Origin of the sequence: Dactylosporangium sp. CA-092794, assembly GCF_050948465.1 — a bacterium.
GTDB lineage: Bacteria > Actinomycetota > Actinomycetes > Mycobacteriales > Micromonosporaceae > Dactylosporangium.
In genome coordinates this window covers 876,865-890,093 of sequence record NZ_CP192044.1, presented here as the reverse complement: position 1 = coordinate 890,093, position 13,229 = coordinate 876,865, and the positions used below count along the sequence as shown (strand labels likewise).

General features: G+C 74.4%; 16 protein-coding genes. 8 read left to right on the top strand and 8 right to left on the bottom strand.

All coding sequences use genetic code 11. The annotated features are described in order from the left end of the window. Positions 1-32: 32 nt before the first annotated feature. On the top strand, positions 33-605 hold the full coding sequence (locus ACQPXD_RS03910) for a TetR family transcriptional regulator (RefSeq protein ID WP_432834883.1): 573 nt from the start codon (positions 33-35) through the stop codon (positions 603-605). Here ACQPXD_RS03910 and map read toward each other — a convergent pair. Then, positions 586-1,353 (bottom strand): type I methionyl aminopeptidase, encoded by a 768-nt coding sequence (gene map, locus ACQPXD_RS03905; RefSeq protein WP_432834881.1) that lies wholly within the window; start codon positions 1,351-1,353, stop codon positions 586-588. The genes ACQPXD_RS03910 and map overlap by 20 nt on opposite strands. A gap of 36 nt (positions 1,354-1,389) precedes the next feature. On the opposite strand from map, the gene ACQPXD_RS03900 reads away from it, so the two are divergent. The 4 genes from ACQPXD_RS03900 (at position 1,390) to ACQPXD_RS03885 (ending at position 6,179) form a co-directional block, all read left to right on the top strand. Beyond that, on the top strand, positions 1,390-1,662 hold the full coding sequence (locus ACQPXD_RS03900) for a helix-turn-helix domain-containing protein (RefSeq protein WP_432834879.1): 273 nt from the start codon (positions 1,390-1,392) through the stop codon (positions 1,660-1,662). 4 nt (positions 1,663-1,666) lie between these two features. Beyond that, on the top strand, positions 1,667-4,204 hold the full coding sequence (locus tag ACQPXD_RS03895) for an ATP-binding protein (protein WP_432834877.1): 2,538 nt from the start codon (positions 1,667-1,669) through the stop codon (positions 4,202-4,204). Continuing rightward, entirely contained in the window at positions 4,201-4,698 is a 498-nt protein-coding gene (locus ACQPXD_RS03890) for an endonuclease V (protein WP_432834875.1), read from the top strand. The genes ACQPXD_RS03895 and ACQPXD_RS03890 overlap by 4 nt, the downstream gene beginning before the upstream one ends. A gap of 89 nt (positions 4,699-4,787) precedes the next feature. After that, complete coding sequence (locus tag ACQPXD_RS03885) at positions 4,788-6,179, top strand: chitinase (RefSeq protein WP_432834873.1); 1,392 nt, start codon at positions 4,788-4,790, stop codon at positions 6,177-6,179. A gap of 65 nt (positions 6,180-6,244) precedes the next feature. On the opposite strand, the gene ACQPXD_RS03880 is transcribed toward ACQPXD_RS03885, so the two are convergent. Further along, the gene (locus ACQPXD_RS03880; RefSeq protein ID WP_432834871.1) at positions 6,245-6,907 is read right to left on the bottom strand and encodes a DUF2470 domain-containing protein; all 663 of its coding nucleotides are present in this window, start codon (positions 6,905-6,907) and stop codon (positions 6,245-6,247) included. 43 nt (positions 6,908-6,950) lie between these two features. Here ACQPXD_RS03880 and rpsD point away from each other — a divergent pair, with 43 nt between their 5' ends. Further along, on the top strand, positions 6,951-7,559 hold the full coding sequence (gene rpsD / locus ACQPXD_RS03875; protein WP_432834869.1) for a 30S ribosomal protein S4: 609 nt from the start codon (positions 6,951-6,953) through the stop codon (positions 7,557-7,559). Between the two features lie 9 nt (positions 7,560-7,568). Here the strand turns inward: rpsD and ACQPXD_RS03870 are convergent, their stop codons facing one another. Next, positions 7,569-8,117 (bottom strand): RNA polymerase sigma factor, encoded by a 549-nt coding sequence (locus ACQPXD_RS03870; RefSeq protein WP_432834867.1) that lies wholly within the window; start codon positions 8,115-8,117, stop codon positions 7,569-7,571. A 17-nt stretch (positions 8,118-8,134) separates the two neighbouring features. Between ACQPXD_RS03870 and ACQPXD_RS03865 the strand changes: the two genes are divergently transcribed. Continuing rightward, a complete protein-coding gene (locus ACQPXD_RS03865) occupies positions 8,135-9,505 on the top strand; it encodes a serine/threonine-protein kinase (protein ID WP_432834865.1) in 1,371 nt (456 codons plus the stop codon). On the opposite strand, the gene ACQPXD_RS03860 is transcribed toward ACQPXD_RS03865, so the two are convergent. Both ACQPXD_RS03860 and ACQPXD_RS03855 read right to left on the bottom strand, forming a co-directional pair. Next, positions 9,496-10,122: a hypothetical protein gene (locus ACQPXD_RS03860; protein WP_432834863.1), complete on the bottom strand. Its 627-nt coding sequence runs from the start codon at positions 10,120-10,122 to the stop codon at positions 9,496-9,498. The genes ACQPXD_RS03865 and ACQPXD_RS03860 overlap by 10 nt on opposite strands. A 233-nt stretch (positions 10,123-10,355) precedes the next feature. Continuing rightward, on the bottom strand, positions 10,356-11,111 hold the full coding sequence (locus ACQPXD_RS03855) for a DUF2267 domain-containing protein (RefSeq protein ID WP_432834861.1): 756 nt from the start codon (positions 11,109-11,111) through the stop codon (positions 10,356-10,358). A 98-nt stretch (positions 11,112-11,209) separates the two neighbouring features. On the opposite strand from ACQPXD_RS03855, the gene ACQPXD_RS03850 reads away from it, so the two are divergent. Next, positions 11,210-11,704, top strand: coding sequence for a universal stress protein (locus ACQPXD_RS03850; RefSeq protein ID WP_432834859.1), 495 nt, complete (start codon positions 11,210-11,212; stop codon positions 11,702-11,704). An 80-nt stretch (positions 11,705-11,784) separates the two neighbouring features. Here the strand turns inward: ACQPXD_RS03850 and ACQPXD_RS03845 are convergent, their stop codons facing one another. From ACQPXD_RS03845 to ACQPXD_RS03835, 3 genes are all read right to left on the bottom strand, one after another. Further along, complete coding sequence (locus tag ACQPXD_RS03845) at positions 11,785-12,177, bottom strand: hypothetical protein (RefSeq protein WP_432834857.1); 393 nt, start codon at positions 12,175-12,177, stop codon at positions 11,785-11,787. A 114-nt stretch (positions 12,178-12,291) separates the two neighbouring features. Then, entirely contained in the window at positions 12,292-12,771 is a 480-nt protein-coding gene (locus ACQPXD_RS03840) for an SRPBCC family protein (RefSeq protein WP_432834855.1), read from the bottom strand. After that, positions 12,768-13,130 (bottom strand): metalloregulator ArsR/SmtB family transcription factor, encoded by a 363-nt coding sequence (locus ACQPXD_RS03835; protein WP_432834853.1) that lies wholly within the window; start codon positions 13,128-13,130, stop codon positions 12,768-12,770. Before ACQPXD_RS03835 ends, ACQPXD_RS03840 begins: the two co-directional genes overlap by 4 nt. Positions 13,131-13,229 lie beyond the last annotated feature (99 nt).

Here is a 13,229-nt window from a genome sequence, read left to right as displayed (position 1 = left end):
CACGATTCGCTCAACAACGGTAGAGTGAAGCGGTGAGCGCACCACAGAGCAGAGCGGCCAAGCGGGCGGCCACCGCGCAGCGCATCCTCGACGCGGCGCGGGCGGAGTTCGGCGAGCACGGCCTCGAGACGAGCACCATCCGCCGCATCGCCCAGCGGGCGAACGTCGACCCGTCCCTGGTCATGCAGCACTACGGGTCGAAGGCGGCCCTCTTCGCCGTCGCCATCCAGTTGGAGGAAACGGGCCCGGGCGAGATCGAGGCCCATCTGCACGACGTGCTCGACGTCCGGCTCGCGGAGTTGCCCCCGCAGACCAGAGCCCTCGTCCGGTCCATGCTCACCGCGCCCGAGGCGGCGGCCTCGATGAGCGCGTTCCTCAACGAGCGGGTCGCCAACCTGAGTCACGCCATGGGCGGCGACGATGCCGACCTGCGGGCCGCGCTCATCGTCAGCAGCATCCTCGGGCTCACCATCGCCCGGCACTTCCTGAAGCTCGACGCGTTCGTCCACGCCTCCGACGCGGAGATCGCCCGCGTCGCCCGGCCATGGGTCACCACCGGCGTCGATCCCGCCGCCGCGCCGCCGGCTACAGAGCGGTCAGGATGACCGGGCCGTCGTCGGTGATGGCGACCGAGTGCTCCCAGTGCGCGGCCCGGGAGCCGTCCACCGTGGACACCGTCCAGCCGTCGCGCTGCAGGCGGTGCCGGTCGGAGCCGCTCTCCACCACCATCGGCTCGATGGCCAGCACCAGGCCCGGGCGCAGCGGCAGGCCGCGGCCGGGGCGGCCCTCGTTGGGCAGGTGCGGGTCCTCGTGCATGGCGGTGCCGATGCCGTGGCCGCCGTAGCCGGTCGGCATGCCGTAGCGGGCGGCGCGGCAGACGGTCTGCACGGCGTGGGAGATGTCGCCGAGGCGGTTGCCCGGGCGGGCGGCGGCGATGCCGGCGTCGAGGGCCTCGCGGCAGGTGTCGGAGAGGCGTTGCGCGGCGGCGTCGATCTCGCCGACGCCGACCGTCACGGCGGCGTCGCCGTGGTAGCCGTCGATGTGGGCGCCGAAGTCGATGGACAGCAGGTCGCCGGGCTCGAGCCGGCGGCGGTCCGGGATGCCGTGGACGATCGCGTCGTTGACGGACAGGCACAGCACGCCCGGATACGGCACCGGGGCGAAGGACGGGTGGTAGTGCAGGAACGACGACTTCGCGCCGTGCTCGGCGAGCATCGTGCGGGCCAGTTCGTCCAGCTCGAGCAGCGTCACGCCGGGGACCGCCGCCTCGCTCACGGCCCGCAGGGTCTGCGCCACCACCCGGCCGACCTCGCGCATGGTCGCGATCTCCGCCGCACTCTTCAGCACCACCATGTCGGATATTCTAATACCAGGATTATCATCGTCCACATGGTGCGCAACCCGCTGACCGATGACGAGCGCCACCGCGGGCTGGTGCTGGGGCGGCTGCTGCAGCAGGCGCGCGGGGCGCGCAGCGCGGCGGCGGTCGCGTTCGAGGCCGGGATCTCCCTCGACACGCTGCGCAAGATCGAGCGCGGGGCGATCGCCACCCCGGCGTTCTTCACGGTCGCCGCGCTCGCCCGGGTGCTCGGCCTCAACCTGTCCGACCTGGCCGAGTCGGTCGCCGAGGACAAGAAGCGGGCCGCGGGCCGCGTGGCGTAGCCCGATGGCGCTGTGGGAGCGCGCCGGCGCGCTGGCCGAGCTCGACGGGCTGTGCCGCGCGGGCGGGCGGATCGCGCTCGTCGCCGGCGAGGCCGGGATCGGCAAGTCCAGCCTGGTCCGCGCGTTCGCCGCGGACCGGCGCGGCCGGGTCTGGCAGGGCGCCTGCGACCCGCTGGTCACGCCGCGCCCGCTCGGCCCGCTGCACGACATCGGCCGCGAAGCCGGCGGGGCGCTCGCCGCGGCGCTGGCCGCGCAGGAGCCGCCGGGCCGGCTGTTCGCGGCGCTGCTCGACGCGCTCGAGCGGCCCGGGCCGGCGCCGGTCATCGTCGTCGAGGACCTGCACTGGGCCGACGCGGCGACGCTGGACCTGCTCGTGCTGCTCGCCCGGCGGATCGACCGGCTGCGGGCGCTGCTGATCCTGACGTACCGCGACGACGAGACCGCCGGCCACCCGCTGCACGCCGCGCTCGCCGCGTTCCCGCGCGACGTCGTGCGCCGCATCGCGCTGCGCCGCCTCTCCCGCGAGTGCGTGGCCGAGCAGGCGGCCCGGGCCGGCCGCGACCCGGCCGCCGTCTTCGCGCTCACCGGCGGCAACCCGCTGCTGGTCACCGAGGCGCTGGCCGGCGACGACCCGGCCGTCGGCGGTGGTGCGGTGCAGGACCTCGTCCTGGCCCGCCTGCGCCGCCTGCCGTCCGAGGCGTGCGATCTCGCCGAGCTCGCCGCCGTCCTGCAGCGCCTCGACGTGCCGGCCGAGGGACCGGACGCGGAGGCGATCGACCGCTGCGTGGCCGGGGGCGTCCTGGTCGCGGTCGACGGCGGCGTCGGGTACCGCCACGAGCTCTTCCGCAGGGTCGTCGAGGACGCCCTGCCACCGGCCCGGCGCCGCGCCCTGCACCGGCGCGCCCTGCAGCACCTCACGACCAGGACGGGAGCCGACCCGGCCCGCCTGACCCACCACGCCGGGCTCGCCGAGGACATTCCCATGCTGCGGCGGTACTCCCGGATCGCCGCCGAGGCCGCCGCCGCCCAGGGCGCCCACCGCGAGGCCGCCGCCCACTACCGCGCGATCCTCGCCACCGCGCCCCCGGCCGGCGCGGAGCTGCTGGAGGCGTTCGCGTTCCAGGCCTACCTGGCCGGGCTGTCCACCGAGGCGCTCGCCGCCCGGCAGGAGGCGGTCGAGCTGCGCCGCGGCCGGGGCGAGTGGGAGCGGGTCGGCGAGAACGAACGCTGGATCTCCCGGCTGGCCTGGTGGAGCGGCGACGCGGCGCTGGCCCGCTCGGCCGCCGAGCGGGCGGTGGAAACGTTGCGCCGGCTGCCGCCCGGGCGGGAGCTGGCGATGGCCTACAGCAACCGCTCCCAGCTGCACATGCTCGCCAACGAGCTCGGGCCGGCCGTCGAGTGGGGCACCCGCGCGGCCGAGCTGGCCGGGCGGCTCGGCGACGTCGAGACCGAGCTGCACGCCGCGACCAACGTCGCCACCGCGCGGCTCACCGAGGGCGACCCCGGCGCGGCCGGCGAGCTGGTGCGCCTGCACGGGCGGGCGGCCGCGGCCGGGCTGGTCGACCACGCGGCCCGGGCACTGGTCAACCGGGCGGCCAACGACGTGTGGCTCGCCGACGACCTGGCCATGGCCGCGGCGGCGGTCGAGGACGCGCTGCGGTACGCCACCGCGCACGACCTGGACGGCTACGTGCAGTACCTGTTCGGCGTGCGGGCCTGCGTGCGATACGAGCGCGGCGACTGGGACGGGGCGCTCGCCGACGCCGGCGAGGCCCTGGCCCGGCCGAACCTGATCGGCGTGGCGGTCGTGCCGGCCTACGTGACGAAGGGGCGGGTCGAGTCCGGCCGCGGCGACCCGGCCGCGCCGGAGACCCTGGACCGCGCCCTCGAGCTGGCGCTGCGCACCGGCGAGCTGCAGCGCATCGGACCGGTCGCGATCGCCCGGGCCGAGCACTTCCTGGTCAACGGGGCGCCGGACCGGGCCGCCGACGAGGCGCGCCGTGGGCTGGAGCCGGCGATTCGGAGCGGGCACATGCGGTACACCTCGGAAATCGAACATCGCCTGTGGCGTGCCACCGGCGAACCGCCCGGCCACGCGCACGGCCCCTTCGCCGCACTCGTCGCGGGCGACTGGCGCGCGGCCGCGGAGGCGTGGCGGCGCGGCGGGCGGGTGCTGACCAGGGTGCACGCGCTGGCGCTGGGCGACGCCGCCGCCGCGGGCGAGGCGCTGGCCGTGCTGGACGCGCTCGGCGCGCGGCGGACCGCCGAGTGGATGCGCGGCGACCTGCGCCGCCGGGGCGTGACCGGGGTGCCGCGCGGGCCGCGCCCGGCGACCGCGGCCAACGCCGCCGGGCTGACCGCGCGGCAGGCGGAGGTGGTCCGGCTGCTCGCCGACGGGCTGTCCAACGCCGACATCGCCGCCCGGCTCACGCTGTCGGAGAAGACCGTCCAGCACCACGTCTCGGCGATCCTCGCGAAGCTGTCGGCGGCCTCGCGCACCCAGGCCGCCGCGGCGGCACGCCGGCTCGGGCTGGTCCCGTGAGGACCGGGGCGGTCGACGTCGACTACCCGGCGACCGGCGGCGCGCGGGCCGCGCTGGTGGTCGGTGACGCGCCCACGTTCCCGGCGATCGTGCAGGAGCGGGTCTGCTGGCTGGAAGCGGCGGCGCCCTACGAGCCGGGCGCCTTCTACAAGCGCGAGCTGCCCGCGATCCGCGCCGTGCTGGCCGGCGTGGCGCCGCTGTCGCTGCTGATCGTGGACGGGTACGTCGACCTCGACCCCGACGGCCGCCCCGGCCTCGGCGCGCATGTCCACGCGGCGCTGGGCCTGCCGGTCATCGGGGTGGCCAAGACCGCGTTCCGCACCGCGACCCACGCCGTCGCGGTCCGGCGGGGCGGCGCCGAGAAGCCGCTCTACGTCACGGCCGCCGGCCTGCCTCTCGACACCGCCGTGGCTTACGTGCGGGAGATGAGCGGGCCGTACCGGCTGCCCGACGCGCTGCGGCGGGTGGACGCGCTCGCGCGGGGCAGACAGTGAACAAGCACTTGCGGACACATCGATGAGGTTGTAACTTCCACCACAACGCTAAACTTTGTTAACAGTTAGCGAAGTCCGTGGAGGGGTCCATGAAACGCAAAACACTGATCCCCCTCGCGCTGACCGCCGCCGCAACGCTGGGTGCGACGACCATCGGCGTGATCAACGCGCAGACCGCATCGGCCGCACTCACCAGCAACTGGTACGCCTCGGCGCCGTACCTGATGCCGTTCGACAACAGCCCGCCCGACGCCGTCGAGGTCATGAACGCGACCGGCCAGAAGGCCTTCCAGCTCGCGTTCATCCTGGCGCCCAACGGCGGCGGCTGCACCCCGACCTGGGACGGCACCCGCGCGGTCTCCGCCGACACCGACGCGGCCAACCTGATCTCGCGCATCCGCGCCAACGGCGGCGACGTGAGCGTCTCGATCGGCGGTTACGGCGGCACCAAGCTCGGCCAGACCTGCGGCTCGCCGGACGCGACCGCCGCCGCATATCAGCAGGTCGTCACCAAGTACGCGCTCAAGGCGATCGACTTCGACCTCGAGGAGCCGGAGTACGAGAACGCGGCGGCCGTGCACAACGAGCTCGGCGCCGCGCAGATCCTGCAGCGCAACAACCCCGGGCTGTATGTCTCGGTGACCACGGCCGGCACCGCGGCGGGCACCGGCTGGTTCGGCACCCAGATGCTCAACGACGCCAAGAGCCTGGGCTTCACCCCGAACAACTACTCGATCATGCCCTTCGACGGCGGCTTCAACGGCGCGTCGTCGCAGGTCACCGCCCTGGAGGCGTTCCACGGCATCCTGACGAGCACGTTCGGCTGGGACAGCGCGACCGCCTACGCCCGCGAGGGCGTGTCGATGATGAACGGCCGCAGCGACGCCGGCGAGTACTTCCGCCAGGCCGACTTCCAGACCGTGCTCGACTACGCGACCTCGCACCACCTGGCGCGGTACACCTACTGGTCGGTCAACCGCGACCGCCAGTGCGCCGACCCCAACCAGAGCACGACGTCGGGCACCTGCAGCAGCGTGCCGCAGACGGCGTGGGAGTTCACGAAGTACACCGCCCGCTTCGCCGGCGCCACGCCGCCCACCACCGTCCCGCCGCCCCCGCCGACCACCGGCGGCCCGTCGCCGACCACCGGCGCCTGCAGCGCACCGGCCTGGGTGGCCACGACGGCGTACAACGGCGGGGCGATCGTGTCGTACAACGGCCACACCTGGCGGGCCCAGTGGTGGACGCAGAACGAGGTGCCCGGCGCCTCCTCCTCCGGCGTGTGGGTCGACCAGGGCACCTGCGGCGGCGGCACGACGCAGCCGGGTGGCTGCCCGCCCGCCTGGGTGTCGACGACGGCCTACAACGGCGGGGCCACGGTCTCCTACGGCGGCCACAAGTGGACCGCGAAGTGGTGGACCCAGGGGGACATCCCCGGCAACAACGGCCAGGGTGTCTGGACGGACAACGGCGCCTGCTGAGCCGGCACCGGTAGCGAGGGCCGCCGCCCGAAGGTCAGTCGGGCGGCGGCCCTTTTCCGTGCGGGTCAGTGCCCGCCGTGGCAGCAGCGCGCCCGGGCGTAGAGCTCCTGCATGCGCTCGCCGGCCTCCGCGGCCCGGTGCAGCGGCTGCTGAAACGGGAGCCGGACGTCGCGGGCCCGCCCGGCGAACTCGAGCCGCAGGACCACGCCGTAGCGGTCGAGCCCGACCGGCAGGATGCGGTGCACCCCGTGCAGGTGATGCGGGGGTACGAGCCGGGCCAGCCGGTCGATCGCGTCCGGGTGCGCCGAGTGCAGGTGGCACAGCAGGTCCGCCTCGGACTCGGCCAGCGGATCGGGCACCGCCGCGGCGAAGTCGTCGGGGTCGACGGAGATCTCCGCGTCGCGGCCGTAGGCGGGGTCGTAGAGCGTGGCCTCGGCCAGGTCGAGCACGGCCGTGCCCGCGGGCGGCACGCTCAGCCAGCCGCCGAGGGTGGCCCGGGCGCGGATCCGCGAGCGGACCGGGGTCGGCGCGATGTCGGTGAGCTCCAGCACGGCGGCGATGTCCGGCTCCACGGGTACCCCATCCGGGATTTCCAAATGGATCCGGCCGCCCTCCACGCGATGGGCGCCCACCAGGTCGCACTGGCGCCCGGGCACGTGCAGGGTCAGCGAGCCGGCGGCGGCCAGCAGGGAGCGCAGGCGCTCGGCCGGGGTGGGCAGCTTGGACATCCGACCTCCTAAGGTTAGGCTTACCTTAGTCGAAAGGAGAGCTGTGAACCAGTCGCGACCCAAGGTCCGGCGCGCCCGCGCGCTGGGCATCCCGCTGACCCCCAAGGACGTCAAGTACTTCGAGCGCCGCCCCTTCCCGCCCGGCCAGCACGGCCGCGCCCGGCCGAAGGTCAGCGACTACAAGGTCCGGCTGCTGGAGAAGCAGCGGCTGAAGGCGCAGTACAACCTCCGGGAGGGCCAGCTGCGCGCCGCGTTCGACCGGGCCGTGCGCCGCCCCGGCAAGACCGGCGAGGAGCTCATCGCCGACCTGGAGACCCGGCTCGACGCGCTGGTCCTGCGGGCCGGCTTCGCCCGCACCATCTACCAGTCCCGCCAGGTCGTGACCCACCAGCACGTGCTGGTCAACGGGCGGCGGCTGGACCGCCCCTCGGCCCGCCTGCGCCCCGGCGACGTCATCGAGATCGCCGAGCGCAGCCGGGCCAAGACGCCGTTCCAGATCGCCGCGGCGGGCGCCCACGCCGGCGAGCGGACCGCGCCGTACCTCGACACCGACCTGCCCGGCCTGCGCACCCGGCTCATCCGGCTGCCGCTGCGCCACGAGATCCCCGTGCTGTGTGACGAGCAGCTGATCGTGGAGTTCTACAGCCGCTGAAACCGCGCGTCAGGCGGCCTGCAGCGAGGCCCGCACGTGCCGCCGCGCGTCGTGGATGCGGGACTTGAGCGTGCCCACCGGCACGGCCAGGTGCTCGGCGATCTCGTCGTAGGTCAGCTGGCACAGGTCGCGCAGCACCAGCGGGGCGACCAGCTCCGGCCGGTGGGCCTCCAGCCGCTCCAGGGCGTCGAGCAGATCCAGCCGGGAGCCCGCGATCACGCTCGTCGTGCGCGGGTCGGCGGCGTCGATGGGCAGCACCGGCGTGGCCTGCTCGGCGGCCCGGCGCTTGAGGCTGCGGTAGGTCTGCCGGGCGCAGTTGGCGGTGACCGAGTAGAGCCAGGTGCTGAACCTCGACCGCCCCGCGAAGCCGGCGATGTTGCGCGCGACCTGCAGCAGGGTGTCCTGGCAGGCCTCCTCGGCGTCCTGGTGGCACGGCAGGAAGCGCTGGCACTGCCGCAGCACCTGCGGGCCGATCCGGATCAGCAGCGCGTCGAGCGCGGCGGCGTCGCCCGTCGCGGCGCGATCGGCGAGCGCCTCGATGTCGAGATCCTCCAGCACGCCCGCATAATACGGCCGTGCCAGTACCGGACAAGATCGGCCGATACCGCATCGTGCGGCGCATCGGCGCCGGAGCGTTCGCCACGGTGTGGCTCGGCGCCGATGACGCCCTGGACGCATCGGTGGCGATCAAGGTGCTGGCCGACAACTGGTCGTACCATGCCGATCTGCGGATGCGCTTCGAGCAGGAGGCGCGGATCATGCGCCGGGCCGATTCGAGCCTGCTCGTGCGGGTGCTCGACATCGGCGAACTGCCCGACGGGCGGCCGTATCTGGTGATGCCCTACGCCGCCGGTGGCACCCTGGCGGACCGGCTCGCCGCCGGGCCGCTGCCGGTGCGCGAGGCCCTGCGCGTGGCGACCGACATCGCCGGCGCCGTCGCCGTGCTGCACGAGGCCGGCGTGCTGCACCGCGACCTCAAGCCCTCCAACGTGCTGTTCCAGCCGGCCGCGGACCACGACCGGGTCCTCGTCGCCGACCTCGGCCTGGCCAAGGCCCTCGCCAACGCCTCCGGCTTCACCATCGCCGCCGGCACCCCCGGCTACATGGCGCCCGAGCAGGCCACGATCGGCGGCGGCCTGGACGCGCGCGCCGACGTCTACGCGATCGGCGCGATCCTCTACCACATGCTGACCGGCCGCCCACCGGCCGGCCGGCCGATCCCCCGGCCGTCCCGGCTGCGCCCCGATCTCCCGTCCACGGTGGACGATCTGGTGCGCCGCGCGCTGCAGCCCGAGCCCCGGCAGCGCTGGGCGTCCGCGGAGGCGCTGATCGAGGCGCTGCGGCGGGCCACCGCCTCGCTCGAGCCGGCCGAGCGCCCCGGCCGGCTCCGGCGGCGGCTGGGCCTGACCGCCGGCGCCGCGGTCGCGCTCGCCGCGGTCCTGTCCACGGCGGCCGCGAGCGCCGAACTGCCCGCCCGGTCGGGCTGGGTCCGGGTCCGCGACGCCTCCGGCACCCTGTCGGTCGCGGTGCCGCCGGGCTGGGCCGGGCAGCTGAGGGACGCCGGCTGGGACCCGGCGGTGCTGCGCCTGCCCGCCGGCCGGGCGCCGGGCCTCGTCGTCGCACCGGACCTGGCGACCTGGTCCGACCCGGCCGGCGGCACGCCCGGCCTGTTCGTCGGCGCGAGCAGAGACCTGGTCGCCGGCGGCCCGGCCCCCGCGCTGCCGGACCACGACGCGTGTGCCCGGCAGCCCGACCGGACGCTGCTCGTCAACGGCGCCCCGACGGCCGTGCGGCGGTGGGCGTGCGGCGCCTCGGCCTCCTTCAGCGAGGTGGTGTTCGCCGTGGCGCCGCGCGGCTTCGGCGTCTACGTGCAGATCAAGCAGGTCGGCGGCGCCGACCTGACCAAGGAGCTCCTGGCCGGACTGCGGCTGTCCGACTACTCGTAGCAGTTCTGGTTCACGAACTGCAGCGTGATCTCGGTGACCACGCCGCTCTTCGTCGCGAGGCGGTAGACGGCCTTGTCGTTGCCGGGCGTCTTCGCGTGGCCGCGCCCGTTGGTCGCGGTGCCGTCGGCCATCTGCCAGGTCGGGTAGAGCCGCAGCATGTCGGCGCTCGAACTGCCGATGTGCAGCCCCTCCGGCGTCTTGATGGTGCCGTAGGCGTCGATGGTGGCGATGCCGAGCGTCGGCGACAGCATGACGGTGCCCTGGTCGGCCGGGGCGGCCCGCAGGCTCGCCGGGGCGCAGCCGCCGCCCGCGCTGTCGTCGAACGCGGACAGCAGCCCGGTCGCCGTGGCCTGCTGCCGGGTCATGCCGAGCCGCAGCGCGCCGAGGCCGTTCGGCCCCAGCACGAGCGCTCCGGCCGGGGCACCGCCGGTCGCCGGCGCGGAGCCCGGGACGGACGGCGGCGGCGGCGAGGCGGGCGACGTGCCGGCCGGCGCGCTGGTCACCTGCGCCGGCGACCCGGCTGGCGCCGCCGCGCCGTCCTGGTGCTGCACGGATGGCGAGCAGGCGGCGGTGAGCAGCAGGCCGGCGAGGGCTCCGGCCAGGGGCATGGTGCGCATGTATCGACTCCCGGGAAGTTCGTTCGGGTTGCGGTCGTACAGTTTGATGCACCGACCCGGAAGTTCGTTCGACCTTTTTTTGACTCGGGTCCGCGTCACTTGCGGACCGTTGCTCCCGCCAGACACCGGTCGGGCCTTGACGGCCCTCCCTGCCACGCCCGCGGCGCCAACGATAAGTCGGGCGCTCCGCGCCACGACTTATCGGACATATCACGATTTTTGAGTATCCCTGGTCACACTCTCGCCAGCTCGGCGTACTCCCTCGGCAGCTGCGCCAGCAGGTCGCCGAAGCGGCGCTCGGTGACCGCGTCGTGGACCGTGGTCAGCACCGCCCGGGTCAGGTCGCGGGCCTGCTCGGGGCTCAGCTCCGCCCGCTCGGCGACCAGGCGCAGGAACTCGTCCAGGTTCATCCGCCGGCCTCGGCCCCCGGAGCGCCGGCTGCCCCGCTCCAGCACCACGCGCAGCTCCGCCGGCAGCTCCTCGACCAGGTCCTGGACCTCGTCGGCGCTGATCCGCTCCGCGAGCGTCTCCAGCACCGCCTCACCCGCCGCCAGCGCCTGGTGCGGCATCACCCCGCCCCGGTCGGCCGCCCGGGCCAGAAACTCCGGCAGCTCGCGGGCGGAGCGCGTGGCCGGCTCGGTGAGCCGCCGGTAGTCGCGCGGCAGATCGGACAGCACGACCGCGAAGTCCGCCGGCTCCAGCGCCCGCCCGAGCGCGACGAACACCGCCCGCGCGTCCTGCGCGGCCGTCTCGCGGTTGGCGCCCGCCCGCACCGCGACCCGCCGCACGAACTCCTCCGCGTCGAACGCCTCGTGCGCCACCCCGACGAGCAACCTGCGCGCGATGCCACCCGGCAGCCGGTCGCGGACCGCCCGCACGAGCCCCGGCATCAGCCGCTCCGACAGCGTCTCCAGCACCGCGCGGGTGGGCCGCTCCGGGTCGCCGCCCGCCTCCCGCCGCACGATCGCCATGAACCGGTCCTCGTTCATCCGGGGTGGGTACCCCCCGCGCCGCCCTTCATGCCCCCGCCGGGACCACCCTCCGCCTCACCCGGCCCGCGCTCCCGGCGGCGATATTGTCGGTGCTCGTGACCACCGCTGCGGCAGGCCCGGTCGTCATCGGCTTCGACGGCTCACCCGCCGCCGAGCGCGCCATCCGCGAGTCGGCGCCGCTGCTGCACGACTACCCGGCCCTCGTCGTCACGGTGTGGGAGGCGGGCCGCGCCTACGACCTGACCACCCTGCCGATCGGCATGCTGGAGCCCCCGCCGGTGGCGCTGGACATGCGCACCGCCGCCGAGGCCGAGGCCCAGCAACGCGACCTGATGGTGCACACCGCCCAGCGCGGCGCCCAACTGGCCCGCGACGCCGGCTTCACCTCGGCGACCGGCCTGGCGGTGGCCGAGGACACGTCGATCGCCGACACCCTGATCCGCGTCGCCGCCGAACGCCACAGCCCCGGCCTGATCGTCGGCTCCCACGGCCACGGCCGGCTCTCCGAGTTCCTGCTCGGCAGCACCTCGCGCTCTCTGGTCGACCACGCCCCCTGCCCGGTCGTCGTCACCGGCCCGCACCGCCCCTAAACGCCGAGCGGCCGGCCCCCGTCCTGGGGTGCCGGCCACTCGAATGCTTGTCCAGTCGGGGGCTGTCAGCTGGGGGGCTGTTAGTTGGAGGCGACGCCGAGCTGGGCCTCGCCACCGTGGAACACCGTGCCAGAGGTGAAGTCACCCTCGAACCGCGACTGCAACGCGTCGAGGTTGTCGAACTCCGCCACGTGCGAGTTCTCCGACCCCTCCGCCGCGAACACGTGATCGTCGACCTCGGCGTTGTGGCTGTAGTTGGTGTAGTCATCCGACTCGTAGTGCACCGCCGCCGGCTGGTCATACTCCACGTGGTGACCCTGCGAGAAATCCGTCGACTCCGCCGCGTGGTGATCCTGCTCGTACACCCCGAACTGGTTGTTGTAGTCCGCCTCCGAGCCGTGGTCCTGGTGCAGCTGGTCCAGACCCTCCGCCTCATGCCCCGACTCGAACTGCCCGTAGTCGACGTCACTCATCGCTCTATCTCCCTGACCTCTTGCGTTCCGCTGATGACAACGACACTACGGACCCCGAGATCCACCCGAATCCCGGAAACGTGCCACCCGATCCGCCGGCCAGACCGGGCGGCGCTATCGCTGGGCCTCGAAGTGCTCCTTCATCGCCGGGTAGTAGTCGTCGAAGTTCGGGGCGGGCTGGTCGTCGCGCGAGGCGACCAGCGCGTCCAGGTAGTACTCCCAGCCCGGGCCGACCTCGCCGATGCCCTCCGTGCCGGTCAGGTGTTGCGTGAACCGCAGCTCGGTCACGCCCGCGTGCTCGGCCAGCACCAGGTCCAGGTGCCAGCCGCCGTCCTCGCCGCCGGCGGAGATCGCGAGCCGGCGCGGTGGCTCGCACGCGTCGATGGTCATCTCCACCCAGGGCTTGCCCTCCTCCTGCACCATCTGGACCTTGATCGTGCTCCCCGGCGCGGCGTCGCCCTGCCACGGGCCGAACCAGCGGGCCGTGCGTTCGGACTCGGTCAGGCTCGCCCAGACGTCGGCGATGGGAGCGCGGAACGTGCGGGTCAGCACGAGGTCGTCGCCGAATAGTCGGCCGGTGGGTATCGGGCTCATGCGGTCTCCTTCTGGGATGGGTGCCGCCCGGCGGCCGTGTGCCGCTCGCGGCGGGCGCGGTAGACCTCGGTCTCCAAGGCGTCGAGGTGGTGCTGCCAGCCGGACGGGCGCATCAGCTGTCCCAGCCACCCGGCCAGCTCGTCGAGCGGCGCGGTGACCAGTGTGTAGACACGCCGGCGTCCGTCGACCGTGTCGCGCACCAGGCCGGCCTCGCGCAACACGCGCAGGTGACGGCTGACGGCCGGGCGGCTGATCACAAACCGGTCGGCGATCTGCCCGGCCGAGAGCGGCTCGTCGCGCAGCATCAGCAGGATCTCCCGCCGCACCGGATCGGCGATCGCACCGACTACCTCGTCCACGCCGGAAGCGTAACCAACAGGTTACACGTCTGGCAACGCCGCATGGGGGGCAACGCGGCGCGGCGGACCGGTGCGGATGTCGCACCCGCCGGGCGCGAC